Source organism: Pseudonocardia sp. 73-21 (assembly GCF_001899645.1).
Lineage (GTDB): Bacteria > Actinomycetota > Actinomycetes > Mycobacteriales > Pseudonocardiaceae > Pseudonocardia.
In genome coordinates this window covers 18,171-40,569 of record NZ_MKVV01000050.1, presented here as the reverse complement: position 1 = coordinate 40,569, position 22,399 = coordinate 18,171, and the positions used below count along the sequence as shown (strand labels likewise).

The window sequence follows — 22,399 nt, the reverse complement described above, 5'->3', positions numbered from 1 at the left end:
GGGCCTCCCTGGGTCTGCTCGAGAGCGGAGCCGTTCGGCGCAGCGGTGGGACACGACGTCGGCGAAGCCCGCGTCGGCCGTCCGGTTGCTCCCATGCGTTCCTCCGGAAGGGTGCTTCCACCGCCAGGATCGACCGTAGCCCGCGGCCACGGCACGCGGATGCCCCGATTCGGGACACCGGCCGGCCGGCTCCGTCGGTCGGTCGGTCGGTCGGCCCGCCCGCTCGCCGACCCGACCCAGCGGCCCTCCACCGGCCCCGATGGTTAACTACTGTTAACGCTCATCGAACGGGGACCCCGATTGCCGGCGTTCGTGACGCCGACGCCACGATCGATCGGTTGCTGCGCTGCGGCGGCTCCACGCCGAGCCGTTCGCGGTGCTACAGCGGTGATCGAGGAACATGCCGGAGTTCGCTGTCACCGATCGCGCCCCGCTCTCGGCCTATGCCCGCGAGGAGCGCACAACTCGCCGAACCGTGGGCGCCGCGGGTCGCAGTGACGGCAGCGGCGTCCGTCGTCCGCGGAGGGCTGCGCACCCGCGGGGCCGCGGGCCGGCAGAACGCCGCGCTGCTTTCATCGGGGAGTGACCCCGGCGATCCCCCGTTGTACGGTAACGGCGGTTAACATGCTGGCCGTTCGACGGACGCGCTCGTGAGCGTCCGCCGACGGCGATCGTGGATACGGCCGAGTTCACGCCGGGCCGGACCGACTCCTGCCCGTCTGACCCGACCACACGCCCCGGCGAAGGGACACATTGATGACCGCAATGCCCGCCCCACTGGAGATCACGGGTACCGGACGGCTCGACGGCAAGGTCGCCATCGTCACCGGCGCGGCTGGTGCCGGCATCGGCCAGGCCGTCGCCCGCCGATACGCGGCCGAGGGTGCGAAGGTCGTTGTGACCGACGCCCACGCCTCCCGGCCCACGCAGCTGGCCAAGGACATCGAGGACGCCCACGGCGTCGAGACGATCGGGATGACCGTCGACGTCCGCGAGCCCGAGCACATCGCCGCGATGGTGAGTGCCGCCACCGACCGGTGGGGCCGCATCGACGTGCTGCACAACAACGTCGGCATCAACAAGCTGGCACCGATATGGGAGATGGACGACGAGACCTGGGACTTCGTCCAGGACATCTGCCTGAAGGCCGCGTTCCGCACGATGCGCGCGGTGCTGCCGGCGATGATGGCGCAGGGCTCCGGCTCGATCGTGAACATGGCCTCGGTGGCCGGGTACATCGGGTCGACGATGGGCGAGGCGGCCTATTGCGCGGCGAAGGCCGGCGTCATGGGCCTCACGCGGGCGGCGGCCGCCGAGCTCGGCCCCAAGGGCGTCCGGGTCAACGCCATCGCGCCCGGCCTGATCTGGAACCCCTTCCTGGAACGGATCTACCCACCCGGCGAGCTGCAGAAGCTCGTCGAGCCCGCCGCGCTGGGCCGCGCCGGCCAGCCCGAGGAGGTGGCGGCACTCTCGCTGTTCCTGGCCTCCGACGAGTCGCGGTACATCACCGGCGAGGTGCACACCATCTCCGGCGGCATGTACTACAAGGCATGAGCACCTACGGCGTGTCGGTGCTCGGCGCCGACCTCAGGACACTCGTCAACACCGCCGAGGCGGCGGACCGGGCAGGCTTCGACGCGGCCTGGACCTCGGAGTTCTACTCCCGTTCCGGGTCGATCTCGATGGCGGCGATGGCGGGCCGCACGCAGCACTGCCGGCTCGGCTCGTCGATCCTGTACGGCATCGGGCGCAGCCCGTTGGTGCTGGCCACCGAGGCCCGCGACCTCGATGAGCTCTCCGACGGCCGGGTCGTGCTCGGCCTGGGCAACGGCACGAAGCGGATGATGAGCGACTGGCACAGCGTTGCCGACACCTCCGCGCCCGCGCTGCGCATGGAGGAGCTCGTCGGGCTGATCCGCCGGATCTGGAACCTGCACGAGGGCCCCGTGCGCCACGAGGGCCGCTTCTACCACATGAACCTGGTGCCGACCGCCGAGCTCGAGCCGCCGCAGCGCGCTGTCCCGATCGTCACCGCAGGTGTCCGGCCACGGATGTGCGAGGTGGCCGGCCGGGTGGCCGACGGCCTCGCCGGGCACCCGCTGTTCACCACCACCTATATCGAGGAGGTCGTCCGTCCGGCGATCGCCAGGGGCGCCGCGCACGCGGAGCGCGACCCGGGCGACGTCGAGGTCATCTCGATGGTGATCTGCGCGATCCACGACGACCCCGAGGTGGCCCGGCGCGAGGCCGCCCAGCAGATCGCCTTCTACTCCTCGGTCAAGTCCTACGACACGGTCCTCGACGTCAGCGGCTTCGCGAAGGAGGGGGCTGCCATCCGCGAGGCGTTCGGGCGGCGCGACCTGCCCGCAATGTTCGCCGCGGTCACCGACGACATGATCGACACGATGGCCGTGGCCGGTACCGCGGAGCAGGTGCGCACCGGGCTGAAGCGCTACGAGGGGATTCTCGATCACATCATGCTCTACTCACCATCCATCGGGCTCCCCGCAGAACGCGTCCAGGAGAACCTCGACAGCTTCATCCGGGAGTGCGCGCCGTCCGCGGTCGCTTCCGGCCGGGAAGGTGGCGACCGTGGCTGACGACTCCCTCACCGGTAGGGATCTCGGGACCATGACGTTCCCGGTGGAACGGTCCAAGGTCCGGGAGTTCGCCCGCTCGCTGGGCGACCTCGATCCGGTGTACACCGACGTCGAGGCGGCCCGTACCGCGGGCTTCACCGACATTCCGGTGCCCCCGACGTTCGTCGTGTCCTCGGCCCACTGGCGGGAGGAGGACAACATGGTCGCCACGCTCGGGCTGGACCTGCGCCGAGTGCTGCACGGCGAGTGCGGTTGGGAGTACCACGGCCCCGTGGTGGTGGGCGACGAGCTCACCGCGTCCCGCCGGGTGGCCGATGTGACCACGCGCGAGGGCAGGCGCGGCGGGATGATGACCATGGTCTCCATCGAGACCGACTTCACCAACCAGCGCGGCGAGCTCGTCGTCCGCCAGACCGACGTGCTCGTCGAGACCGGAGGGTGACCGCAGTGACCACGACGACCCCCACCATGCCCACCTCGCCCGTGGCCCTCACCGAGGGTGACGAGATGCCGGCCTCGGAGTTCGGGCCACTGACCCGCTCGCACATCGTCCGGTACGCCGGCGCGGGCGGGGACTTCAACCCGATCCACCACGACGAGGAGTTCGCCCGCTCGGCGGGGATGCCCGGGGTGTTCGGCATGGGGCTGCTGCACGGAGGCCTGCTCGGGCAGCGGCTGGCGGCGTGGGTGGGCCTGGCCCACATCCGGGCCTTCCGGATCCGCTTCACCGGCCAGGTCTGGCCCGGCGACGTGCTGAGCTTCACCGGGTCCGTCACCGGCGTCCGCGAGCAGGACGGGGAGCGGCTCGCCGACCTCACCCTGGCCGTGACCCGGCAGACCGGCGACCCGGCCATCACGGCCACCGCCGTCGTCCGGGTGGCGTAGGCGAGCCGGATGGCGATGCGCCGCTCGCGCATGCCGCTGCCGGACCACACCACCGATGGGAAAGGACGATCGTGAGCACTGCGACCACCGACATCACCGGTCTCGGGATGGCCTTCGGGACGCTCGAGGAGGGCCGGGCCTGGGCCGGCCGCACCTCCGAGCCCAAGCAGGCCTGGTTCCCGATCGACCGCTCGATGGTCCTCTACTACTGCTCGCTCGTGGAGGACGCCAACCCGCGGTACTGGGAGGGCGACGAGTGCCCACCCGGCCTGCTGATGACGCTGGGCTTCAACCCGCAGTGGACCCCCGAGCACCTGCACCGCGACGACTCGCTGTTCGCGCTCAACGTGCCCCTGCCCGGCCACCACATCATCAACGCCTCGACCACCACCGAACTGGAGCGCAGGCCGCGGGTCGGCGACCACGTGTCGATCGTCGAGGAGATCGTCTCGGTCTCTCCGGAGAAGACGACCCGGATCGGCACCGGGGTGTTCATCACCTCGCTGACCACCTACAGCGACCAGCACGGCGAGGTCATCGCGCGCAACACCAACGTGCTGTTCCGGTACGACATCACCGCCCGGGACACCAGTGCCGAGACCGAGGAGCAGCCATGACCGCCACCACCGCGGGACTGCGGTTCGACGACGTCGCGGTAGGCGACGAGATCACCCCGGTCTCGATCCCGATCACCTACAAGCGGATCTGCATGAACGCCGCGGCCACCTGGGACTGGTTCCCCGGCCACCACGATCCCGAGTACGCGCGCAGCCAGGGCCAGCAGACGATCTACCTCTCGACGCTGTTCTTCCACGGCTTCGTCGACCGCGGCCTCGGTGACTGGGCCGGCCCGGACGCACTGCTGCGCCGCCGCAAGATCTCGATGATCAAGTCGATCTACCCGGGACAGACCGCAACCCTGACCGGGCGCGTCGTCGGCAAGCGCGAGGTGGACGGCACGGGCCTGGTCGACCTGGAGCTGATGGTCTCCAGCGAGGAGGGGCCGTGCGTGCCCAGCGAGGCGACACTGCAGCTCCCGACCGGACCGGTGCGATCATGAGCTCGAACGACCGACGCGGCATCGTCTCCTACGGCGCCTACGTCCCCTTCCACCGCCTCGACCGGACGGCGATCCGAGCGAGCCTCGGCCAGGGCGGCGGCACGGGCACCCGCACCGTGGCCGCCTACGACGAGGACTCGACGTCGATGGGCGTCGAGGCGGCCCGCCGGGCGCTGTGGGGCGCGCCCACGCCCGGGTCGCTCTACTTCGCCACCACCGCGCCCGCCTACGCCGACAAGACCAACGCCACCGCGATCCACGCGGCCCTGGGCGGCAGCCGGGAGGGATTCGCCACCGACCTGGGCGCGGCTGTCCGCGGCGCGTCCGGCGCCCTGCGGGCCGCCGCGGCCACCGGCGGGATGGCCGTGCTGTCCGACATCCGGACCGGGCGTCCCGGCTCGGCGGACGAGGTGGCCGGGGGCGACGGGGCTGTCGCGTTCGCGTTCGGCACCGGCGAGCAGGTCCTCGCCGAGATCGTCGCCCAGGCCTCGGTGTCCGCGGAGTTCCTGGACCGCTGGAGGGTGCCGGGCGAGTCCTACAGCCGGGTCTGGGAGGAGCGCTTCGGGGCCCAGGCCTACCTGCCGTTGATCACCGATGCTGTGACCCGGGCACTCAAGTCCGCGCAGCTCGAGGCAGCGACCCACGTCATCGTGTCCTCACCGCAGGCCAGGGCGGCGCGGGCGGCGCTCGGCGCGTTCCCGAAGTCCTCGCGCGCCGACGGGCTGGAGAACGAGGTCGGGTTCGCCGGTGCCGCGCACGCCGGCCTGGTGCTGGCCGACGTGCTGGACCGGGCCGCGCCGGGTGACACCGTCCTGCTCGTCGTCGCCGCCGACGGGGCCGACGCCACGGTCCTGCGCGTGACCGACGCGATCACCCGCCGCCCCACCGGCGACGGGGTGCGTGACCAGCTCGCGGCCTCGCGTGCCGTGTCCTACCCGGACTTCCTGACCTGGCGCGGGTTCCTGGACCGCGAGCCGCCGCGCCGCCCCGACCCGGAGCGGCCGGCCGGCCCTCCCGCGGCACGCTCGCTGCGGTGGAAGTACGCGTTCGAGGGCTCGCGCTGCCTGGAGTGCTCGACGGTCAACGTGCCCCCGCAGCGGGTGTGCGTGCACTGCGGCGCGGTCGACCGCGCCGAGCCGGTGCCACTGGCGGCCAAGCGGGCCACCGTGGCCACGTTCACCATCGACAAGCTGGCCTTCTCGCTCGCCCCGCCGGTCGTCGACGTCGTCATCGACTTCGACGGCGGCGGCCGCTACGGCTGCCAGCTCGCCGACGTCGACCCCGGGGCGGTCGCGATCGGCGATCGGGTGGAGATGACGTTCCGGCGCTTCCACACCGCCGGTGGCGTGCACAACTACTTCTGGAAGGCACGTCCTGTCAGGAAGGAGCACTAGTCATGGCCAGCAACGGTATCCGCGACAAGGTCGCCATCGTCGGCATGGGGTGCACGCCCTTCGGCGAGCACTGGGACCGGTCGGTCGACGACCTGCTCATCGACGCCGTCACCGAGTGCATCGGCTCCGTGCCCGGCGTCGAGAAGGACGACATCGACGCCTTCTGGCTGGGGACGATGGGCTCGGGGTCCTCGGGGCTCACGCTGTCCCGGCCGCTCAAGATCGGCTACAAGCCCGTCACCCGGGTGGAGAACTACTGCGCCACCGGGTCGGAGTCGTTCCGCAACGCCGCCTACGCCGTGGCCTCGGGAGCGTACGACTGTGTGATGGCCGTCGGGGTCGAGAAGCTCAAGGACTCCGGCTTCTCCGGTCTCGTCATCCCGACCCCGGCGAACGACGGCACCGAGTCGGAACTCACCGCCCCCGCGATGTTCTCGCTGCTCGCGCCTTCGTACTCGAAGAAGTACGGCGTCGACGCGGACGTGATGAAGGAGGTGATGACCCACATCGCCTGGAAGAACCACGCCAACGGGGCGAAGAACCCTCGTGCGCAGTTCCGCACCGAGGTCGCGAAGGAGACCATCGCCTGCTCTCCGCTGGTGGCCGGGCAGCTCGGCATCTTCGACTGCTCGGGGGTGTCGGACGGCGCGGCCGCGGCGCTGATCGTGCGGGCCGAGGACGCCCACCGCTACACCGACCGGCCGATCTACATCAAGGCGCTGTCGTTCGTGGCCGGCCCGGCCGAGGGACCGCTCGACCCCGCCTACGACTACACCACCTTCACCGAGGTCGTGCGCTGCGCCGAGGACGCCTACGCGCAGGCCGGAGTCAAGGACCCACGCACCGAGATCTCGATGGCCGAGGTGCACGACTGCTTCACCCCCACCGAGCTGGTCCTGATGGAGGACCTCGGGTTCTCCGAGCGCGGCCAGGGCTGGAAGGACGTGCTGGAGGGCTTCTTCGACCTCGGCGGCGGCCTGCCCGTCAACCCCGACGGCGGCCTGAAGTCCTTCGGGCACCCGATCGGCGCCAGCGGGCTGCGGATGCTGTTCGAGATGTGGCTGCAGCTGCGCGGCGAGGCCGGCGAGCGCCAGCTCGCGAGCCCCCGGCTGGGAATGACGCACAACCTCGGCGGCGCGCCCGGCGCGTGCGTCTCGTTCGCCTCGATCGTCGGAGCCGAACGCGACTGACACGCCGCGCCGGACCACCCAGTCCATCTGCACGAAGGAGTCACCGATGACCCAGACCACCGCGACCTACACCGAGATCCTCTACGACGTGGCCGACTCGGTCGCGACGATCACGATCAACCGGCCCGACAAGCTCAACTCGTTCACCCCCGTCACCGTCCGCGAGATGATCGACGCGTTCCGGCGGGCCGGTGCCGACAGCGACGTCGGCGTGATCGTCCTGACCGGAGCCGGCGAGCGCGCCTTCTGCGCGGGTGGCGACATGAGCTGGGAGAAGGAGGGCGGGCTCAAGGAGCTGCGCGACAACAAGGGCGGCGGCGACGACTTCATGGTCGGCCTCTACGACGCGATGCGCGACTGCCTCAAGCCGGTGATCGCGAAGGTCCGCGGCTGGTGCATCGGCGGCGGCAACCACCTCGCCTACCACTGCGACCTCACCATCGCCTCCGACGACGCGAAGTTCGGCCAGAACGGCCCGCGGGTCGGCAGCCCGGCGTCGGGCGCGATCGTGTCCTACCTCGTGCGGACGATCGGCGCCAAGCGGGCCCGGGAGATGTGGCTGGTGTGCCGGCGCTACACCGCGGCGCAGATGCTCGACTGGGGCCTGGTCAACGCGGTGGTGCCCGCCGACGAACTCGACGCCGAGGTGCGCCGCTGGGCCAACGACATGCTCGCCCTGAGCCCGACGGTGCTCAAGGTGCTGAAGAAGAGCTTCGACGACGAGTACCAGCCGCTGCGCGACCGGCAGATCCCCGACAACTTCCTGGAGGAGATCAACCCCACGTTCTTCGAGTCCGGCGAGCAGCAGGAGGGCGCCACGGCGTTCCTGGAGAAGCGCAAACCGGATTTCTCGCCCTACCGTTGAGGAGCGGCCGACCCGATGGCGTCGTGCGGCCCGCCCACGGGAACGGACGGGCCGCACGCCCCCGGATCAGGTGATGGTGAAACCCGCGTAGTCCTTGGCCGCGGATTCCTCCCACTTCGTGAGATAGGTGGGCAGACCGCCCGGATAGTTGAGCATTTGCCGGGTCTTGCCGGGGATGTTCGCTCCCATGTACCAGGAGTCGGCCCGGTCGAACAGCGTGGGCACCACCAGCTCGGCCACGTGCTCGCGCCACGCGCCTTCCGCCTCGACGTCCGCCTCGACACGCGTGCGGCCGCTCCGCAGCAGGTCGTCGATCATCCGGACGATCAGCTCGCCCTGGATCTCCGCGCACGTCGGCCCGTTGCAGAACCCCGACGGGCTCTGCGGCCCGTAGAGGAACAGCAGGTTCGGGAAGCCGGCGGTGGCCACGCCCATATAGGCGCTGACGCCGTCGGCCCACTTCTCCCGCATGGTGATCCCACCGGTACCGCGGATGTCCATGGCCGTCAGTCCGCCGGTGACCGAGTCGAACCCGGTGGCGAGGACCAGTATGTCGAGCTCCACCTCGCCGGCGGCGGTGCGCACCCCGGTGGCGGTGACCTCCTCGATCGGGTTCGCCCGCAGGTCGACGAGGGTGACGTTGTCCTGGTTGTAGGCCTCGTAGTAGTTCTGCTCCAGCGACGGCCGCTTGACGCCGAGTGGGTGGATCGGCACTACCGGCGCAAGCTTCTCCGCGACCGCCGGGTCGTCGATCCGTGCCCACACCTTCTTCCGCCAGAACTCGTAGGCGGTGTCGTTGGCCTTCGCGTCGAACAGCACGTCCTGGAAGGTGCCGAGCCAGAAGGTGAAGCCGCCCATGCCCCAGATGCGCTCATAGGTGGCCTCGCGTTCCTCGGGGCTGACGTCCAGGGCCGACATGGGCAGGAAGTCGTAGTCGAAGCCGCCGAAGGTCGTGGTGCGGATGGCGTAGCCGGCCGCCTGGCCGTCCTTGATCTCCTTCTGCTGCTCTGGGGTGAGCGTCTGCTGGCCCATCCGGAACGCCAGGTTCGGCGTGCGCTGGAAGACGGTGAGCTCGGCTGCGTCGCGGGCCGCCTCCTGGATGACCTGGACGCCGCTGGCCCCGGTGCCGATCACCCCGACGCGTTTGCCGGCGAGGTCGACACCGGACTGCGGCCACAGGCCGGTGTGGTAACACTCGCCGCGGAAGGAGTCGAGCCCGGGGATCGGCGGGACGTAGGGCTTGGAGCCGAAGCCGGTGCAGGGAACCAGGAACGTGGCCCGCACCGTCGATCCGTCACTCGCCCGCACGATCCACTGCCGGCGCGTCTCGTCGAACTCGGCCGAGGTGACCCTGGCGTCGAACCGGATATCCTTGCTCAGATCCAGCTTCTCGTCGAGGTAGTCGAAGTACCTCCGGACCTCGCTCCAGTCCGGGAACCGTTCGGAGTACTCCCATTCCTTCCAGAGGTCCTCGCGGGAGAACTGGTACATCGGGCCGTCGCTGTCCACCCGTGCCCCGGGATAGCAGTTCCAGTACCAAATACCGCCGATCCGCGAGCCGGCCTCGTAGACCTTCACCGAGTACCCCAGCGACCGTAGCCGGTCGAGCTGGTAGATGCCCGCGAATCCGGCGCCGATCACCAGGACGTCGAGCTCCTCGACCGTGTCCGTCTGGACCTGACTCATATGTTCTCCCCGTCGTGAACCCGTGGCAGGTTCGTGCTCGGCATCGTGTAGGCCTGTGGCTCAGGCACCTGAGTCCATCGTCAGGGGAACGGGCCGACATGGCGTGCCCCACATCGAGGCATTAATAAGCCGATGTCAGCGGGGACGCAGCCCCATGCCGCGGGCGATGTGGTTGCGCTGCATCTGCGACGTTCCGGCCGTCACCGTGGTGATGCGCGCGTCGCGGAAGTGGCGCTGCATCGGGAAGTCCATCATGTAGGAGTAGCCGCCCAGCACCTGCATGCCCTTGTTCGCGACGTCGACGAACGTCTCGGACCCGAACAGCTTGGCCATCGCCACCTCCTGCCGGGCGGGACGGCCCTGCGCGACCAGCGTCGCGGCCCGGTAGGTCAGCAGCCGCGCGGCGTCCACCGCGGTCTGCATGTCGGCCAGCATGTGCGCGATCGCCTGGAAATCGCCGATCGGCCGGCCGAACTGCTCGCGTCCCCGCGCATAGGCCAGCGCCTGGTCGACCACGGTCTGGGCGTTGCCCACGTAGGCCGCGCAGGTCATCGTGCGCTCCAACTCCAGGCCCGCGAGCAGGATGTCCCAGCCCCCGTGCAGCTCGCCGACGAGGTTCGCGGCGGGGACCCGCACGTCGTCGAGGAACAGCTCGAACGTGCCCATCGAGTGCCGGCCCAGCGTGTCGAGCCGGACCACCTTGAGGCCCGGAGTGTTGTTGGGCACCAGGAAGCACGAGATCGCTTTGCGGTCGTCGCGGCCGGTGCGCGCGAAGAGCAGGATCGTGTTGTCGGGCAGCCCGGCCCCGGTGGAGAAGACCTTCTGACCCTCGATCAGGAAGTCGTCGCCGTCCGCGCGAGCGAAGGTGCGCATGGCGCCGGCGTCCGAGCCGGCGTCGGGCTCGGTGATCGAGATCGACAGCCTGCGCTCGCCCCGGACGATGCCCGGCACGATCTCGTCGGCCTGCTCGTCGGTTCCGTGACGCACCAGCAGCAGTCCCAGGAACACCGTCATGCCGTAGGCACCCGCGAGGTCGTAGCCCTTGCGGCCGATCTCCTCGGCGGTGATGACGAACTCGAGCACGCCCCCGTCCAGGCCGCCGTAGCGGGCCGGGAACGGCATGGCGAGCAGATCCATCTCGACCCAGCGCCGCCACAGCTCGTGGGGGAAGAGGTGCTCCCGGTCCAGGCGCTGCAGGTACTCCTCGGGGGCCTCCCGGTCCATCATCTCGCGCACGGCCGCGCGCAGCGCGTCCTGCTCGGGTGTGAAGTCGAAGTCCATGGGTCTACTCCCCGGTGAAGGTCGGCGGGCGCTTGCCGAAGAACGCGGCGACACCCTCGGCGTGGTCGCGGGAGACCTTGACGATGCCGTGCGCCATGGCCTCCAGGGCCAGCACCGTGTCGAGGTCGGAGTCGAGCGAGCGGTCCAGGATCGCCTTGGACAGCGCCAGCGCCTGGGCCGGTCCCGCGGCCAGGTCGGTGGCCAGTGCCAGCGCGGCCGCCCGCATCCCGGCCGCGGGTTCCAGCCGGTTGGCCAGCCCCAGCCGCAGGGCCTCGGGGGCGTCGACGACGCGCGAGGTGTAGATCAGGTCCTTGGCGACCGACAGGCTCGCGACCCGACGCGGCAACAGGTAGGAAGCCCCGAAGTCGGGCTTGTTGGCGATCTTCAGGTACGGCATGCAGAACCGGGCGTCGTCGGCGGCGACCACCAGGTCGGCGGTCAGCGCGAGGCACATCCCGGCGCCGTAGGCATGGCCCTGCACGGCGGCCACCACCGGCTTGGGCATCCCCAACAGCTCCCGGACCAGCGCGTTGGCCTCGGTCGCGATGTAGGAGTACCAGCCGTAGGGCCCCCTCGGCGGCTGTGCGCCGGCGCCCTGGTCCCCGCCGGCGCAGAACGACCGCCCGGCCCCCTCGAGGAGCACCGCGGCGATCCCGTCGTCGGCGGCGCAGCGGGCGACGGCCGCCCGCAGCGCGCTGATGGTGGGTCCGTCGAGGGCGTTGAGCTTGCCGGGCCGGTCGAGCCGCACGACTCCGACCCGGCCGACGGACTCCACGACGACCGGCGGCGTCCCGTTCTCCGGGCCGACCGCCGCCATCAGGGCCTGCCCACGAGCGCGCGCCCGATCGTGTTCTTCAGGATCTGGGTCGTCCCACCGGTGATCTTGAACATGCGCACGTCGCGGAGCATCCGCTCCAGCGGCGCCTCGGCAAAGTACCCGGCGCCGCCGAGCATCTGCAGGCAGTCGTCGACCACCCGGAACGCGCCCTCGGTGGCGGCGACCTTCGCGCAGGCGGAGTGGTAGGCCGAGGTGCGGCCGGCGTCGACCTCCGCCAGTGCCCGGTAGCACAGCAACCGGGCGCCTTCGACCGCGACGGCCGCGTCGGCGAGCATCCACTGCAGGCCCTGGAAGTCGGCGAGCCGGCGGCCGAACTGGCGGCGCGTGCGCAGGTGGGCGATCGCGACGTCCATCGCCCCCTGGGCGATCCCCAGCGCCATCACCCCCATCCCGACCCGGGTGGCGTTGTAGACCTCCAGCGGCCGGGTAAAGCCCTCGGTGGAGCCCGCCCGGCCTTCGATGACGACGTTGGCGGCGGGCACCCGCACCCCGTCGAAGTGCAGGTGGACCTCCTCCACGCCGCGCATGCCGAGCTTGCGACCCATCGGGGTGGTCGACACGCCCTCCCGGTGGGCGTCCACGAGCACGATGCCGATCCCCTCGGGACCCGACGACGGTGCCGAGCCGGCCTCGGCGAACCGGGCGTAGACCAGATGCGCAGCGGCGCGGTCGCCGAAGGAGTTGTAGGTCTTGCCGCCGTCGACGACCCACTCGTCACCGTCGCGGCGGGCGGTGGTGGTCAGCTCGTAGAGCGCCGAGCCCGCCTGCGGCTCGGTCATCGCGATGGTCACCTCCGCCGTGCCGGCGGCGAGCCGCTCCAGGATCTCGCGATGACCGGGGCCGCCGTAGGTGGCGAGGATCCGGCCGGAGACGTTCTGGTCGTGCACCAGCAGCGCGGTGTTGGCGCACGCCTTGCTGATCTCCTCGACCAACAGGTAGCACTCGACGAGGCTGGCCCCTCCCCCGCCGAAGTCGACGGGCAGCGCGGCGCCGAGCAGTCCGAGCTCACCGAGCCGCTTGTGGTTCTCCTCGGGGTAGGCCGCCTCGGAGTCCCAGCGGGCGGCCCGGGGAGCGAACTCGGCGGCGAGCGTGCGCCCGAGCTCGACCCACTCGCGCTCACGATCGGTCAGGGTGAAGTCCACGATGTCCTCCCCGTCGGTGAGCAGCCTTGCCCGCCCGCACATTCAGGATGATAATCACGATGATCTAGATCACAACACCCCTGAACGGGAGTCACCGTGACCGACGTCGACACGGCCTACTACGCGACCCTGCGCGACACCGGCAACGCCGAGATCGCCAAGAGCTTCCAGTGGCGGGTGCCGGACCGGATGAACCTCGCGGTCCAGGTGTGCGACCGCTACCGCGACTCCGGGGCACGGGCGATCCGCTGGCTGGGGGCCGACGGCTCCTCGCGCGACGTCGGCTTCGCCGAGCTCGCCGACACCTCCGACCGGGTCGCCGGCGCGCTGCGCGCGCTCGGCGTGGCCCAGGGTGACCGGGTGTTCACCATGATGCCCCGGCTGCCCGTGCACTGGGCCCTGCTGCTCGGCACGCTCAAGGTCGGCGCCGTGTGGAGCTGCCTGTCCACCACATTCGGCCCCGACGGTGTCGCCGTCCGGGTGGAGGACGCCCGACCGCGGGTGATCGTCACCGCGCGGGCCCATGAGCCGACCGTGCGCGCGGCGGCCGCCGCCGTCGGGGCCACGGTGGTGCTGATCGACGACGACGGTCCCGGCGGCCTGACCTCCCGGATGTCCGCCGCCCCGGCGGGTGTCGAGGTGGCGGACACCACGGCCGAGGACCCGGCGTTCCTCTTCTACACCAGCGGCACCACCGGAAGGCCGAAGGGCTCGGTGCACGGGCACCAGCTGCTGGTCGGGGCGCTCGCGCTGGTCGCGTTGACCCTGGAGCTGCGGCCCGAGGACGTCATGTGGCCGACCTCGGATCTGGCGTGGATCACCGGGGTCCTGCTGCCGCTGGGCACGCTGGGCTACGGGCAGGGCTTCGTGACCTACGAGGGCGAGTTCGACCCCGCCCGCTGGTGGTCGATCATCCGCGACGAGGGCGTCACCACCATGTTCGCGGTGCCCACCGCCTACCGGATGATGCGTTCCGGCGAGGCCGGGCTGCCCGGTGCGGGTGGACCCGTCCCGATCCGCCGGCTCGGCACCGTGGGCGAGCCGCTCGACCCGGAGACCCTCGAGTGGTCGCGGCGCCGGTTCGGCACGCCGATCGTCGAGTGCTACGGGCAGACCGAGAACGGCGCGGCGCTGTGCAGCAACCGCAACGACATGACCATCAAGCCCGGCAGCCTGGGCCCGGCCCTGCCGTGGCTCACCGTGGCTGTGGTCGACGACGAGGGCAACGAGCTGACCACCGGCGAGGTCGGCGAGATCGTGTCCCGGCCGGACTACCCGGCCCTCACCCAGGGCTACTGGGAGCGGCCCGAGGCGACCGCCGCGGTCCTGCGCGACGGCTGGCAGTGGACGGGTGACCTGGCGAGGATCGATGAGGACGGGTACTTCTGGTACAGCAGTCGCCGCGACGACGTCATCTCCTCCGGCGGCTACCGGATCGGCCCGACCGAGATCGAAGCCGCCCTGCTGTCGCACCCCGCGGTCGCCGAGGCCGGGGTGGTCGGCAAGCCCGACGCGCAGCGCGGCCAGGTCGTCAAGGCCTGGATCGCGCTGGCGGCGGGCCACGAACCCAGCGACGAGCTGGTGGCCGAGCTCAAGGAGCACTGCAAGCGCACCGCCGGCGGCTGGAACCACCCCCGCGAGATCGCCTTCCTCGACGAGCTGCCGAAGACCATTACCGGCAAGATCCGTCGGGTCGAGCTGCGGGCGCTCGACGCCGGGTCCCGATGAGCCCGGACCGCACGACCACGGACACGACGACCCCGGTGCCCGGCCCGCTGCTGGAGTTCCAGCTGACGCTGCGGGCGCCCGACGGGATCTCCCCTGCCGCCCTTCTCGGCTCCTACGACGACTACGTCAATGCCGGGGGACCTCCGGTCGCGGCGGTGCACCACGCCGTGCCGATGCGCGAGGTGGCGGGCTGGCGGCTGGGTGCCGACATCACCGTCCCTCTCGGCGAGCCGCCCTTCCCGGTGCTGATCTACCTGCACGGCGGCGGTTGGGTCATGGGCGCACCCCACACCCATCGCCGGCTGGCCACCGAGCTCGCCGCGCTCGGCCTGCTCGTCGTCTCGGTCGATTACCGGCGGGCGCCCAAGCACCGGTTCCCCGCCGCCGTCCAGGACGCGGAGTACGCCGTCGGCTGGGCGGCTGGGCATGCCGCGGAGTACGGCGGTGACCCGTCCCGGATGATCGTGGGCGGGGATTCCGCCGGGGCGAACCTGTCGGCGTGCGTCCTCACCGGCACGGACGCGGGCCGGTCCGTGGCCGGTGCGCTGCTGCTCTACGGCATCTACGACTACCACCGCGCGCTGCCAGTGCTGGCCCCGCTGCTGGCCGGGCAGGAGGCGCACACGCAGCTCTACCTGCCGGCCGAGGACTTCGAGGCTGTCCGGGGTGACCCCCGGCTCAGCCCCGAGGGCCACGGCGCCGGGATGCCGCCGACGCTGGTGGCCGTCGGGGGGCGCGACCCGCTGCGCGACGAGTCCACCGCGTTCGCCGCGCACCTCGCCGAGGCCGGCGTCACGCACGAGCTCGTGGTGCTCGACGACGCCCCGCACGCCTTCCTGCAGCTGCCGACCCACCCCGCACACGACGAGGGCCTCGCGGCGATCGCGGAGTTCCTGCGGCGGCACGGCTTCGTACCCACGGTACGAACGGGCTGACGTGGTCGCCGGCGCGGGGGCGCAGGACGGGCGGACCCCGCCCGCGGGGGCGACCGGGCGGTCAGGTCCCGACCGACACCGGGAGCTCACGGACGGCGCGGGTGAGGATCTGTGGCTCCCAGCTCAGGTCCTGCGTCGCCAGCTCCAGCTCCGGGAACCGGTTGACCAACGCCGGCACCGCGATCCGAGCCTCGAGGCGGGCCAGCGCCGCGCCGAGGCAGAAATGCAGGCCCTGGCCGAAGCTGATGCCGGGCCGGCCGGGGACGCGGTCGAGTCGCAGGTCGTCTGCCCCGTCATAGACGGCGGGGTCACGGTTGGCGCCGGCCACCGACAGGTAGACGGTCTGCCCCCGCACGAGGGTCCGCCCCCCGCGTTCGTGGGTCCCGGCCGCGACCCGGACCATGGTCTTGACCGGCCCGTCGAAACGGATCAGCTCCTCGACAGCCGTGTCCACCGTCTCCGGCCTGGCCCGCAGGAGCGCCGCCTGGTCGGGGTGGCGCATCAGGGCCAGCGCCGAGTTGGACAGCAGGTTCGTGGTCGTCTCGTGGCCGGCGAACAGCAGCAGCGTGCACGCGCCGACCAGCTCCAGCTCGCTCAGCTCCCCGTCGCCGTCCTCGGCCTGGGCGGCGAGCAGCGCGCTGACCAGATCCGGTCCGGGGTGCTCCCGACGATGCCGGACCAGCCAGCTGAAGTAGTCGACGAACTCGGCGCTGCCCTCGGCCGCCCGGGCGTCGCGCTGCGGGTTGTCGGACTCACCGAACACGATCGCCGCCAGCTTGGCCGACCAGTCCTTGAAGCGATACCGCTCGGCGCCCTCCACCCCCATCAGGTCCGCGATGACCAGGGCCGGCAGCGGGAACGCGAACTCGGCCTTGAGGTCGCAGGTGCCCCGTTCGGCGATCCCGTCGAGCAGCTCGGCTGCGATCCTCTCGATCCCGGGCGCCAGCCGCTGGACCTGACGCGGAGTGAACGCGCGTCGCACCGGGTTGCGCAGCAGGGCGTGGCGGGGTGGGTCGTGGAACACCATCCAGCCGCGCAGGACGTCGAAGGTGGTGCCGAGGACGGCGGCGCGCCCGGGCGTGAGCCGGGCCCAGTACGGGGTGAGCCGGTCGGACGAGAGGCGCTCGGCGTCCAGGAAGCCCTCGGCGACCCCGTCGTACCCGGTGACGATCCAGGCGCGGTGGGTGTCGCTCCAGACCACCGGGCCGCGGTCGCGGAGCTCCGCGAAAATCGCGTGCGGATCGGTGACCGCGTCGGCGGTCAGCAGGTCGACGGTGGCAGCCACCGGACAAACCTACGACATCCGATCGACGATGTACAAGCTGGTGTCGTACATCTGGTCAGCAGTGGTGCGGCGATGGCGCCGTCAGCCGAGACCGGCGAGCCACGCCCTCGCGACGGGGTGCTCGGCGTCGTGGCGGCGGTAGAACAGTTCCCGGGCGCCGTGGCCGGGCCAGCGCGCGGGCAGCAGCTCCGCCGGCAGCGCGGGATCGCGGAGGACGAACTCGCGCCAGCGGTGCACCATCAGGGTCAGCCCGGTGAAGACGGCCGCGGGCTCCCGTTGGTCCCTCCCGCGCAGGTCGGCGAACTCGGCGACGAAGGCGGCGTAGTCGCGAGCCAGGCCGCCCAGGTCCCACGCCCGGTTCACGACCTCGTACTCCGAACCGAGGCCACCGATCCGGCCGACGACCGACACCGCGCTGGCGGTGAGGCCGAGCTCGGCCAGCACCTGCCGAGCGGCCTTCTCCGAGTCCACCCGCGGGGAGATCCACACGCCCTGCCCGAGCGGCCCGAAGCCGGCCCAGCGCAGCCGGGTGCGCAAGCGGTGCCGCAGGTCGCGATGGGACTCGGGCACCGAGGTGACCAGCGCGACCCAGTCGCCGTCCCAACCGGTCGGATGCCGCCTGGCTCCGTACACGGACTCCGCGGACTCCGCGAAGTGCTCGACGGCGCGGGAGGTCAGCCGCCACAACGTCCGGCGCCCGTGCCGCTCGGCCACGACCCAGCCGTCACGCGCCGTCCGCGTCAGGGCCTGCCGAGCGGCTCGCTCCTCGACCCCCAGCCGACCCAGCGCCGTGACCGCACCCGCGGTCCACAACGTCGCGCCCGGGTCCCGGAGGTACTCGCCGAGAACGGTGAACAGCAACGACCGGGCGCTCTGCGAGGCCCGTTGGACGCCGTTCCCGTTCCTCCCGCTGCCGGCCGGTGCCGACCCGTTGGGTGCGTCCATCGTTCTCCCTGCGGCCGTAGGCATCGTGCGACCGCGTATCCTAGCGGCGGCATCCTACGACACTCTGTTGACGACCGTCTCACAATCAAGCACACTCGATCCACCGACGAGGAGGTCGATGACCGATGGACGTCCGGGGTCTGATGCGCCGCTCGGCGCACTACTACGCCGACCGGACCGCCGTGGTCTCCGGCGACCGGCGGCTGACCTTCGGCGAGGCCTGGTCGCGCGGGCTGCGGCTCGCCAACGGCCTGCTCGCCCTGGGGCTGAACCCCGGCGATCGCGTGGCGGTGCTGGAGGACAACACCCTCGAGGCGCAGGACATGTACGGGGGTGCCGCCGCAGCCGGTCTCGTGCGCGTTCCGCTCTACGCCCGCGACAGCAGGCAGGCGCACGCCAACAACATGGGCGGGACGGGCTGTCGCGCGCTCGTCGTCGCCGAGCGCTACCTGCCCGACGTCGCCGGGCTGGTGGACGAGCTGCCCGACCTCGATCACGTCATCGTCCGGGACGCCACCTACGAGGGCTGGCTGGCCGCGCAGCCCGACACCGACCCCGACCCGCGGATCGACCCGGACGACTACTTCATCATCCGCCACACCGGCGGCACCACCGGCCGGGCGAAGGGCGTCGCGAACACCCACCGGACCTGGCTCGCGTCGGGGCGGGACTGGACCTACAACTTCCCTCCAGTCCAGGTCGGTGACGTCTGCATGCACGTCGGCCCGATCTCGCACGGCTCCGGCTATCTCTACCTCCCGATGTGGTTGCAGGGTGCCGTCAACGTGCTGCAGCCGGCCGCGGACCCGGGCGGATGCCTGGAGGTGATGGAGCGCGAGGGGGTCGGGTACATGTTCTGCGTTCCCGCACTGCTCGGCGCCCTCGCCCAGCACCCCGACGCGCGGCGCCGCGACTTCTCCGCGCTCAAGGTCATCCTGGTCGCCGGCGCACCGATCTCCGACGCCACCGCCCTGGCCGCACGCGACCTCTTCGGTCCGGTGCTCTACCAGCTCTACGGGCAGACCGAGGCGTTGCCGGCGTGCGCGATGGGCCCGCAGGAGTGGTTCTCCAAGGTCGAGGGCTCCAACCCGCTGCGGTCGGCCGGGCGCCCGCTGCCGTTCGCCGAGCTGGAGATCAGGGGGCCGGACAACGAGGCGTTGCCCGTCGGCGAGGAGGGCCAGATCGCGATCCGCTGCGAGGGCCAGATGGCCGGGTTCTGGAACGACCCCGACAAGACCGCCGCCCGTCTGGTGGACGGCTGGGTGCTCTCGGGCGACGTCGGCATCATGGACGCCAACGGCTACCTCTACGTGCTCGACCGGATGGACGACATGATCATCTCGGGCGGGTTCAACATCTGGCCGGCCGAGCTGGAGAACGCCATCGCCTCCCATCCCGCGGTCCGCGAGGTGGCCGTCTTCGGCATCCCGCACGAGCGCTGGGGCGAGACCCCGATGGCCGTGTGCGTCACCGACCCCGGTGCGGTGGTGAGCGAGCAGGAGATCATCGAGCTGACCGCCCGCGCCCTGGGCTCGTACAAGAAGCCGACCCGGATGGAGTTCCGCACCGAGGAGCTGCCCAAGAGCCCGGTGGGCAAGCTGCAGCGCAAGACGCTGCGCGAACCGCACTGGGCGGGCATGGAGCGCCGCGTCTCCGGCGTCTGAGCACGGCCTACCGACAGGAGCAGCATGGATCTCGGACTCGACGGACGCGCGGCGCTGGTCACAGGGGGTGCCCGCGGGATCGGCTACGCGATCAGCGCCCTGCTGGTGGCGGAGGGGGCGAAGGTGGCCGTCGCCGACATCGACGCCGCCGGCGCGCGCGAGGCTGCCGCCAAGCTCGGTGCCGCCGGCGGCACCCTGGTCGCGGTCACCGGCGACGTCAGCGACCACGCGGCCTCCGCCGCCATGGTCGCCGAGGCCGAGCAGGCGATCGGCCCGCTGGACGTCCTGGTCAACAACGCCGGGATGTGGATCGTGAAGCCGTTCATCGAGACGGGCCCGCAGGACTGGGCCCGCGAGTTCGGCGTGAACACCCACGGAGTGCTCAACATGACCCACGCGGCGCTGCCCGGCATGATCGAGCGCCGCCGCGGGTCGGTCATCACCATCACCTCGGAGGCCGGCCGGGTCGGCGAGCCCCGTACCGCCGTGTACTCCGCGGCCAAGGCCGCGGTGATCGGGTTCAGCAAGGCGCTGGCCAAAGAGGTCGGCCGGCACGGCGTGCGGGTGAACTGCGTGGCGCTGGGCACCACGCGGACCCCGCAGGCGGAGGCGAGCTTCGCACCGGAGCTGTGGGACCGCATCGCCAAGGCCTACCCGCTGGGCCGCACCGGCGAGCCCGACGACGCCGCAGCAGCAGTGGCGTTCCTCGCCGGCGACCGCGCGTCCTGGGTGACCGGGCAGACCTACGGCGTCAACGGCGGATACGCAATGCCCTAGCAGCGACACCGCCCCGGCGGGGTCGACAGGAGGCGACATGACGATCCAGATGGACCGCGACTGGACCCCACCGCCGGTGGTGGCCCCCAACATCTACCCGGTCGACTGGCGGGTCGAGGACCGCCGCGCACTCAACGTCTACGAGCGCGCCAAGGACCTCACGTGGAACCCGACCCGGCTGGCGTGGGACACCGTCGACGCCGACGCCCTGGATCCGGAGGAGCGGCTCGCCGTCGCCTACCACGGCGCGCTCGGGGCGATGTTCGAGTACGCCGCGGCGCCGCAGTTCCTGCACCCGCTCACCACACTCTACGAGCGCCACGAGGAGCACGGCCTGATCCTGCTCTGCATGGCGACCGGCCGCGACGAGTTCGTGCACGAGGAGTTCTTCCGCCGGGTCGCCACCACGATGATCCCGGGCTTCCCCTTCGAGTTCACCCCGCGCACCGAGCTGGAGCACCGCGCGGTGCAGAACCTGCGCTGGGTGGAGTGGAAGCAGTCGCGCATGTGGCCCACCTACACCGAGAAGGTCGTGCTCGGCGACAACCCGTGGCTGTTGCAGGTCAGCATCCTGGCCCCGGAGATCGTCGGGATGGTGCTGTTCGACCGCATCATCGACGGCATCGCGTGGCCGGCGCTCAAGGAGGGCTACCGCCACGTCGACGTCGACGAGCGCCGCCACGTCGCCTACGGCAGGCTTCTGTTCGAGAAGCGGATGCGCGACCGCGACCGCCCGGCGCTGGGCACCGACGAGCGCCGGTTCCTGGCCAAGCTCGCCAGCGACGGCATCCTCTACGCGATGGGCATGCTGGCCCTGCCGCAGCTGGTCACGAGCGACGAGTCCAACTTCTGGATGCGCCCCGCCGACCGGGCACCCGGGCACTTCGCCGAGACCCACGGCCGCCTGCTGCGCCGCGCCGTGCAGGTGATGACCGGTGAGGACGCCGACGCGATGTGGGAGGCGGCGCGCCCGGCGGTCAAGAAGGTCAAGTGGGTGCTGGAGCAGAACGGCATCGCCGACTTCGACGACCACTTGCCGGTGTTCGAGGCGTTCCGGATCGGGGCGCGCGAGCGCAGCCTCGAGGAGGACTACACCGCCGACCTGCTGGCCCGGTAGGCGATGACGGCGACACGGGCGGGCGCCGGTGCGCGAACCGCGCTGCACGACCCCGGCGTCCCGAGGGAGGTCGAGGAGATCCTGCTGCGCGTCGACGGCGTGCGGGAGTGCGCGGTGATCGGGAACGTCTGGTACTGGGCGGAGTCGTGGCATCGATCCCGCCGACACCGCTGGGCCTGGTGTCCAAGCCGGCCCTGCGCGACCCGTGCTGGGCCGGCCACGACCGGAGGACGTGACAGCGGATGACGAGTCTGCACGTCGACCGGGACGGCCCGGTGTGGACGATCCGGCTGGACCGCCCGCATGTCCGCAACTCCCTCGACCCCGCCACGGCCGGGGCCCTGGCGCTGACGTGGCGCGAGATCGACGCCGATCCCGACGTGCGGGCGGCGGTGCTGACCGGGACCGCGGGCAGCTTCTGCGCGGGAGCCGACCTGCGGGCGGTCGCCGACCCCGGCTCGGCGCTCAAGCTGCTGGAGGCGGCGCTGCTGGGGCCCACGACGATCGGCGTCCCGGTCGTCGCGGCCGTCAACGGCGGCTGCTTCGGCGGCGGCTGCTTCGGCGGCGGCATGTCGCTGCTGCTCGCCTGCGACCTGCGGATCGCGGCGTCGGGCGCCCGGTTCGGCACGCAGGCAGCGCGGATGGGTCTCTACCCGTTCGGCGCGGTGAGTGCGCTGACCCGCGAGATCGGCACGGCGGCGGCGGCGGACCGGCTGCTCACCGGCCGCCACTTCGACGCGACCGAGGCCGCCGCACTGGGCATAGTCGGGCGCGTCTGCGCACCCGAGGACCTCACGGCCGATGCCCATACCGCCGCGGTGATCGCCGGGAACGCGCCGGTGACGGTCGCCGCGATCAAGCGCACCTACACCGCGGAACACCGGCGGGCCCTCGCCGCCGAGCGCGCCGCGGCGCTCGCGGTCCTGGCTACCGACGACGCCAGGGAGGGCGCCCAGGCGTTCCTGCAACGCCGCCCTCCCCAGTTCCGCGGGCGATGACGGATCGCG

Annotated in this window: 21 protein-coding genes; 15 read left to right on the top strand and 6 right to left on the bottom strand. The window is 71.6% G+C overall.

The features are described from left to right. Window positions 1-756: 756 nt before the first annotated feature. From BGP03_RS16190 to BGP03_RS16150, 9 genes are all read left to right on the top strand, one after another. The gene (locus BGP03_RS16190) at window positions 757-1,554 is read left to right on the top strand and encodes an SDR family NAD(P)-dependent oxidoreductase (RefSeq protein WP_296368620.1); all 798 of its coding nucleotides are present in this window, start codon (window positions 757-759) and stop codon (window positions 1,552-1,554) included. Then, window positions 1,551-2,600, top strand: a complete 1,050-nt coding sequence (locus BGP03_RS16185; protein ID WP_296368621.1) for an LLM class flavin-dependent oxidoreductase — start codon at window positions 1,551-1,553, stop codon at window positions 2,598-2,600. Before BGP03_RS16190 ends, BGP03_RS16185 begins: the two co-directional genes overlap by 4 nt. After that, window positions 2,593-3,042, top strand: a complete 450-nt coding sequence (locus BGP03_RS16180; protein WP_296368622.1) for a MaoC family dehydratase N-terminal domain-containing protein — start codon at window positions 2,593-2,595, stop codon at window positions 3,040-3,042. The genes BGP03_RS16185 and BGP03_RS16180 overlap by 8 nt, the downstream gene beginning before the upstream one ends. 5 nt (window positions 3,043-3,047) lie before the next feature. Further along, window positions 3,048-3,485: a MaoC/PaaZ C-terminal domain-containing protein gene (locus tag BGP03_RS16175; protein ID WP_296368623.1), complete on the top strand. Its 438-nt coding sequence runs from the start codon at window positions 3,048-3,050 to the stop codon at window positions 3,483-3,485. A gap of 71 nt (window positions 3,486-3,556) precedes the next feature. Next, window positions 3,557-4,102 (top strand): MaoC family dehydratase N-terminal domain-containing protein, encoded by a 546-nt coding sequence (locus BGP03_RS16170; protein WP_296368624.1) that lies wholly within the window; start codon window positions 3,557-3,559, stop codon window positions 4,100-4,102. Then, entirely contained in the window at window positions 4,099-4,545 is a 447-nt protein-coding gene (locus BGP03_RS16165; protein ID WP_296368625.1) for a MaoC/PaaZ C-terminal domain-containing protein, read from the top strand. Before BGP03_RS16170 ends, BGP03_RS16165 begins: the two co-directional genes overlap by 4 nt. Continuing rightward, window positions 4,542-5,939, top strand: a complete 1,398-nt coding sequence (locus tag BGP03_RS16160; protein WP_296368626.1) for an OB-fold domain-containing protein — start codon at window positions 4,542-4,544, stop codon at window positions 5,937-5,939. Before BGP03_RS16165 ends, BGP03_RS16160 begins: the two co-directional genes overlap by 4 nt. Before the next feature lie 2 nt (window positions 5,940-5,941). Further along, window positions 5,942-7,129, top strand: coding sequence for an acetyl-CoA acetyltransferase (locus BGP03_RS16155; RefSeq protein ID WP_296368627.1), 1,188 nt, complete (start codon window positions 5,942-5,944; stop codon window positions 7,127-7,129). Window positions 7,130-7,175: 46 nt separating this feature from the next. Beyond that, window positions 7,176-7,994, top strand: a complete 819-nt coding sequence (locus tag BGP03_RS16150) for an enoyl-CoA hydratase-related protein (protein WP_296368629.1) — start codon at window positions 7,176-7,178, stop codon at window positions 7,992-7,994. A gap of 66 nt (window positions 7,995-8,060) precedes the next feature. Here BGP03_RS16150 and BGP03_RS16145 read toward each other — a convergent pair whose 3' ends face one another. The 4 genes from BGP03_RS16145 to BGP03_RS16130 all read right to left on the bottom strand — a co-directional run bounded on the left by BGP03_RS16145 (window position 8,061) and on the right by BGP03_RS16130 (window position 12,941). Next, window positions 8,061-9,680 carry an NAD(P)/FAD-dependent oxidoreductase gene (locus tag BGP03_RS16145; RefSeq protein WP_298800929.1) on the bottom strand — a complete coding sequence of 540 codons (1,620 nt, stop codon included), beginning with the start codon at window positions 9,678-9,680 and terminating at the stop codon, window positions 8,061-8,063. 135 nt (window positions 9,681-9,815) lie between these two features. Then, window positions 9,816-10,961: an acyl-CoA dehydrogenase family protein gene (locus tag BGP03_RS16140; RefSeq protein WP_296368633.1), complete on the bottom strand. Its 1,146-nt coding sequence runs from the start codon at window positions 10,959-10,961 to the stop codon at window positions 9,816-9,818. 4 nt (window positions 10,962-10,965) lie between these two features. Further along, window positions 10,966-11,778 carry an enoyl-CoA hydratase-related protein gene (locus BGP03_RS16135; protein ID WP_296368635.1) on the bottom strand — a complete coding sequence of 271 codons (813 nt, stop codon included), beginning with the start codon at window positions 11,776-11,778 and terminating at the stop codon, window positions 10,966-10,968. Then, window positions 11,778-12,941, bottom strand: a complete 1,164-nt coding sequence (locus BGP03_RS16130) for an acyl-CoA dehydrogenase family protein (protein WP_296368637.1) — start codon at window positions 12,939-12,941, stop codon at window positions 11,778-11,780. Before BGP03_RS16130 ends, BGP03_RS16135 begins: the two co-directional genes overlap by 1 nt. Window positions 12,942-13,037: 96 nt before the next feature. Between BGP03_RS16130 and BGP03_RS16125 the strand changes: the two genes are divergently transcribed. Both BGP03_RS16125 and BGP03_RS16120 read left to right on the top strand, forming a co-directional pair. Continuing rightward, window positions 13,038-14,669, top strand: a complete 1,632-nt coding sequence (locus BGP03_RS16125; RefSeq protein ID WP_296368639.1) for an AMP-binding protein — start codon at window positions 13,038-13,040, stop codon at window positions 14,667-14,669. Beyond that, window positions 14,666-15,604, top strand: a complete 939-nt coding sequence (locus BGP03_RS16120; protein ID WP_296368640.1) for an alpha/beta hydrolase — start codon at window positions 14,666-14,668, stop codon at window positions 15,602-15,604. Before BGP03_RS16125 ends, BGP03_RS16120 begins: the two co-directional genes overlap by 4 nt. A 61-nt stretch (window positions 15,605-15,665) precedes the next feature. Here the strand turns inward: BGP03_RS16120 and BGP03_RS16115 are convergent, their stop codons facing one another. Next, on the bottom strand, window positions 15,666-16,889 hold the full coding sequence (locus BGP03_RS16115) for a cytochrome P450 (RefSeq protein WP_296368642.1): 1,224 nt from the start codon (window positions 16,887-16,889) through the stop codon (window positions 15,666-15,668). Window positions 16,890-16,970: 81 nt separating this feature from the next. Next, a complete protein-coding gene (locus BGP03_RS16110; RefSeq protein WP_296368644.1) occupies window positions 16,971-17,834 on the bottom strand; it encodes a PaaX family transcriptional regulator C-terminal domain-containing protein in 864 nt (287 codons plus the stop codon). A gap of 125 nt (window positions 17,835-17,959) precedes the next feature. On the opposite strand from BGP03_RS16110, the gene BGP03_RS16105 reads away from it, so the two are divergent. The 4 genes from BGP03_RS16105 to BGP03_RS16090 all read left to right on the top strand — a co-directional run bounded on the left by BGP03_RS16105 (window position 17,960) and on the right by BGP03_RS16090 (window position 22,390). Further along, the gene (locus BGP03_RS16105; RefSeq protein WP_298800927.1) at window positions 17,960-19,498 is read left to right on the top strand and encodes an AMP-binding protein; all 1,539 of its coding nucleotides are present in this window, start codon (window positions 17,960-17,962) and stop codon (window positions 19,496-19,498) included. 24 nt (window positions 19,499-19,522) lie between these two features. After that, window positions 19,523-20,275, top strand: coding sequence for an SDR family oxidoreductase (locus BGP03_RS16100; RefSeq protein WP_296368648.1), 753 nt, complete (start codon window positions 19,523-19,525; stop codon window positions 20,273-20,275). 37 nt (window positions 20,276-20,312) lie between these two features. After that, window positions 20,313-21,392 carry a hypothetical protein gene (locus BGP03_RS16095; RefSeq protein WP_296368650.1) on the top strand — a complete coding sequence of 360 codons (1,080 nt, stop codon included), beginning with the start codon at window positions 20,313-20,315 and terminating at the stop codon, window positions 21,390-21,392. Window positions 21,393-21,634: 242 nt separating this feature from the next. Next, the gene (locus tag BGP03_RS16090; RefSeq protein ID WP_296368652.1) at window positions 21,635-22,390 is read left to right on the top strand and encodes an enoyl-CoA hydratase-related protein; all 756 of its coding nucleotides are present in this window, start codon (window positions 21,635-21,637) and stop codon (window positions 22,388-22,390) included. The last annotated feature ends 9 nt before the right edge of the window (window positions 22,391-22,399 follow it).

Coding starts and splice junctions, on each gene's coding strand:
- BGP03_RS16135 (WP_296368635.1), bottom strand. CDS start 11,778: ATGGCGGCGGTCGGCCCGGAGAACGGGACGCCGCCGGTCGTCGTGGAG.
- BGP03_RS16095 (WP_296368650.1), top strand. CDS start 20,313: ATGACGATCCAGATGGACCGCGACTGGACCCCACCGCCGGTGGTGGCC.
- BGP03_RS16160 (WP_296368626.1), top strand. CDS start 4,542: ATGAGCTCGAACGACCGACGCGGCATCGTCTCCTACGGCGCCTACGTC.
- BGP03_RS16140 (WP_296368633.1), bottom strand. CDS start 10,961: ATGGACTTCGACTTCACACCCGAGCAGGACGCGCTGCGCGCGGCCGTG.
- BGP03_RS16165 (WP_296368625.1), top strand. CDS start 4,099: ATGACCGCCACCACCGCGGGACTGCGGTTCGACGACGTCGCGGTAGGC.
- BGP03_RS16150 (WP_296368629.1), top strand. CDS start 7,176: ATGACCCAGACCACCGCGACCTACACCGAGATCCTCTACGACGTGGCC.
- BGP03_RS16155 (WP_296368627.1), top strand. CDS start 5,942: ATGGCCAGCAACGGTATCCGCGACAAGGTCGCCATCGTCGGCATGGGG.
- BGP03_RS16110 (WP_296368644.1), bottom strand. CDS start 17,834: ATGGACGCACCCAACGGGTCGGCACCGGCCGGCAGCGGGAGGAACGGG.
- BGP03_RS16190 (WP_296368620.1), top strand. CDS start 757: ATGACCGCAATGCCCGCCCCACTGGAGATCACGGGTACCGGACGGCTC.
- BGP03_RS16185 (WP_296368621.1), top strand. CDS start 1,551: ATGAGCACCTACGGCGTGTCGGTGCTCGGCGCCGACCTCAGGACACTC.
- BGP03_RS16120 (WP_296368640.1), top strand. CDS start 14,666: ATGAGCCCGGACCGCACGACCACGGACACGACGACCCCGGTGCCCGGC.
- BGP03_RS16105 (WP_298800927.1), top strand. CDS start 17,960: ATGGACGTCCGGGGTCTGATGCGCCGCTCGGCGCACTACTACGCCGAC.
- BGP03_RS16145 (WP_298800929.1), bottom strand. CDS start 9,680: ATGAGTCAGGTCCAGACGGACACGGTCGAGGAGCTCGACGTCCTGGTG.
- BGP03_RS16100 (WP_296368648.1), top strand. CDS start 19,523: ATGGATCTCGGACTCGACGGACGCGCGGCGCTGGTCACAGGGGGTGCC.
- BGP03_RS16090 (WP_296368652.1), top strand. CDS start 21,635: ATGACGAGTCTGCACGTCGACCGGGACGGCCCGGTGTGGACGATCCGG.